A 3,344-nucleotide genomic window follows, 5' to 3' on the forward strand; every position below is an offset into this window, starting at 1 on the left:
AGTTCGCTCAAGTAGCGAAGCGGTAGCGCATCGTTATGAGACGGTTTTGTTCTTTCTGGATCAAATCAAGCGCGAGAAGGGCGTTTGGTGAATGCCTAGGCAGTAAGAGGCGATGAAGGACGTGATACTCTGCGATAAGCCATGAGGAGCTGAGAATAAGCTTTGATCCATGGATTTCCGAATGGGGCAACCCACCTGACAGTTTGATATAATTGCCTTTGGGCAGCTTATATCTTGCTGAAACAGGTACTTATTACCTGAATACATAGGGTTTTAAGAGCAAACCCGGGGAACTGAAACATCTAAGTACCCGGAGGAAAGGACATCAATTGATACTCCCCTAGTAGCGGCGAGCGAACGGGGACCAGCCGAGCCTTGAGCGTGACTAGAATGTGCTGGAAAGCACAGCCATAGCGGGTGACAGCCCCGTATAGGAAGCGTGATGGGACGTATTAAGTAGGGCGGGACACGTGAAATCCTGTCTGAAGATCGGAGGACCACCTTCGAAGGCTAAGTACTCCTTACTGACCGATAGTGAACCAGTACCGTGAGGGAAAGGTGAAAAGCACCCCGACGAGGGGAGTGAAACAGTACCTGAAACCGAACGCCTACAATCAGTCGGAGCCCCCTTGCGGGGTGACGGCGTACCTTTTGTATAATGGGTCATCGACTTGGTCTATCTAGCAAGCTTAAGCCGTTAGGTGTAGGCGCAGCGAAAGCGAGTCTGAATAGGGCGCATGAGTTAGATGGATCAGACCCGAAACCGAGTGATCTAGGCATGGCCAGGTTGAAGGTTGGGTAACACCAACTGGAGGACCGAACCCACATCCGTTGAAAAGGATCGGGATGAGCTGTGCCTAGGGGTGAAAGGCCAATCAAACTCGGAGATAGCTGGTTCTCTGCGAAATCTATTTAGGTAGAGCGTCATCCGAATACCCCCGGGGGTAGAGCACTGGATGGGTAATGGGGCCCCACAGGCTTACTGATCCTAACCAAACTCCGAATACCGGGGAGTACTAGATGGCAGACACACAGCGGATGCTAACGTCCGTTGTGGAGAGGGAAACAACCCTGACCTACAGCTAAGGCCCCCAATTCATGGCTAAGTGGGAAAGCAGGTGGGACGACCAAAACAACCAGGAGGTTGGCTTAGAAGCAGCCATCCTTTAAAGATAGCGTAACAGCTCACTGGTCTAAATAAGTTGTCCTGCGGCGAAGATGTAACGGGGCTCAAGCCATGAGCCGAAGCTTAGGATGCACATAGTGCATGGTAGCAGAGCGTAGTGTGACATAGGACTACGTCTCTTCTATTTTAGCGGACCGTTTGGGTCTGCTTGGGTGCTAACGCGCTCAAGTAGCCCTCCGGGCGGTAGCGCAAAATAATGGAGACGAAGTCTTTTCTGTGAAGCCGGCGTGTGAGCGATCCGGTGGAGAGATCACTAGTGAGAATGATGACATGAGTAGCGACAAAGAGTGTGAGAGACACTCTCGCCGAAAGTCCAAGGGTTCCTGCTTAAAGCTAATCTGAGCAGGGTAAGCCGGCCCCTAAGCCGAGGCCGAAAGGCGTAGGCGATGGGAACCACGTTAATATTCGTGGGCCAGATGGAAGTGACGGATCTCGAAGATTGTTCCTCCTTATCGGATTGGAGGGGCCGTTCAGAGGTTCCTGGAAATAGCTCCATCATCAGACCGTACCCTAAACCGACACAGGTGGACTGGTAGAGAATACCAAGGCGCTTGAGAGAACGATGTTGAAGGAACTCGGCAAAATACCTCCGTAAGTTCGCGAGAAGGAGGCCCGGTTCCTAGGCAACTAGGGGCTGGGGGCACAAACCAGGGGGTGGCGACTGTTTATTAAAAACACAGGGCTCTGCGAAGTCGCAAGACGACGTATAGGGTCTGACGCCTGCCCGGTGCCTGAAGGTTAAAAGGAGGGGTGAGAGCTCTGAATTGAAGCCCAGGTAAACGGCGGCCGTAACTATAACGGTCCTAAGGTAGCGAAATTCCTTGTCGGGTAAGTTCCGACCTGCACGAATGGCGTAACGACTTCCCCGCTGTCTCCAACATCGACTCAGCGAAATTGAATTGCCTGTCAAGATGCAGGCTTCCCGCGGTTAGACGGAAAGACCCCGTGCACCTTTACTACAGCTTCGCACTGGCATCAGGATTGTGATGTGCAGGATAGGTGGTAGGCTTTGAAGCGGTGACGCCAGTCATCGTGGAGCCTCCCTTGAGATACCACCCTTCGCACTCTTGATGTCTAACCGCGGTCCGTTATCCGGATCCGGGACCCTGCGTGGCGGGTAGTTTGACTGGGGCGGTCGCCTCCTAAAGCGTAACGGAGGCGCGCGAAGGTTGGCTCAGAGCGGTCGGAAATCGCTCGTTGAGTGCAATGGCAGAAGCCAGCCTGACTGCAAGACTGACAAGTCGAGCAGAGTCGAAAGACGGCCATAGTGATCCGGTGGTCCCAAGTGGGAGGGCCATCGCTCAACGGATAAAAGGTACGCCGGGGATAACAGGCTGATACTGCCCAAGAGTCCATATCGACGGCAGTGTTTGGCACCTCGATGTCGGCTCATCTCATCCTGGGGCTGGAGCAGGTCCCAAGGGTACGGCTGTTCGCCGTTTAAAGAGGTACGTGAGCTGGGTTTAGAACGTCGTGAGACAGTTCGGTCCCTATCTGCCGTGGGTGTAGGATACTTGAGAGGAGTTGCCCCTAGTACGAGAGGACCGGGGTGAACGATCCACTGGTGGACCTGTTGTGGCGCCAGCCGCAGTGCAGGGTAGCTATGATCGGAAAGGATAACCGCTGAAGGCATCTAAGCGGGAAGCCCCCCTCAAAACAAGGTATCCCTGAGGGCCGTGGTAGACCACCACGTCGATAGGCCGGAGGTGTAAGCGCAGCAATGCGTTCAGCTGACCGGTACTAATGGCCCGATAGGCTTGATTTGATCCAGTAAAAACAAAACCAACGCGCTCAAACAGCGCCGCGGAAGCGCATGAAAATGCGCTCTGGACCAATGATCAAAAGCACAAACACCAAGTGAAAATACTTGGCTTGGACAACAAAACCACATCAAAAATGTGGTTCGTTGATTACTTCGCACCCGGAATGACGCGGTGTGGCAACGGGCATGACTGTGTCATACCCTGCCTGCCACCCCTCGAATCCGAGATGCGAGGGGGATTTTATTCGGTTTGGTGGTCATAGCGTGAGCAATACACCCGGTCCCTTTCCGAACCCGGCCGTTAAGTGCCACCGCGCCAATGGTACTGCGACTCAAGTCGTGGGAGAGTAGGTCACCGCCAAACCTAATAAAATCCCCAATCCCTCTAAACTAAAA

2 rRNA genes are annotated in these 3,344 nt (G+C 53.5%); both read left to right on the forward strand.

From position 1 onward, the window contains the following. Window positions 1-63 precede the first annotated feature (63 nt). Window positions 64-2,951, forward strand: a 23S ribosomal RNA gene (locus MCRY_RS22095). A gap of 246 nt (window positions 2,952-3,197) precedes the next feature. Further along, window positions 3,198-3,312, forward strand: a 5S ribosomal RNA gene (gene rrf, locus MCRY_RS22100). Window positions 3,313-3,344: the final 32 nt, after the last annotated feature.

The sequence above is a fragment of the Marivita cryptomonadis genome, assembly GCF_002115725.1.
GTDB lineage: Bacteria > Pseudomonadota > Alphaproteobacteria > Rhodobacterales > Rhodobacteraceae > Marivita > Marivita cryptomonadis.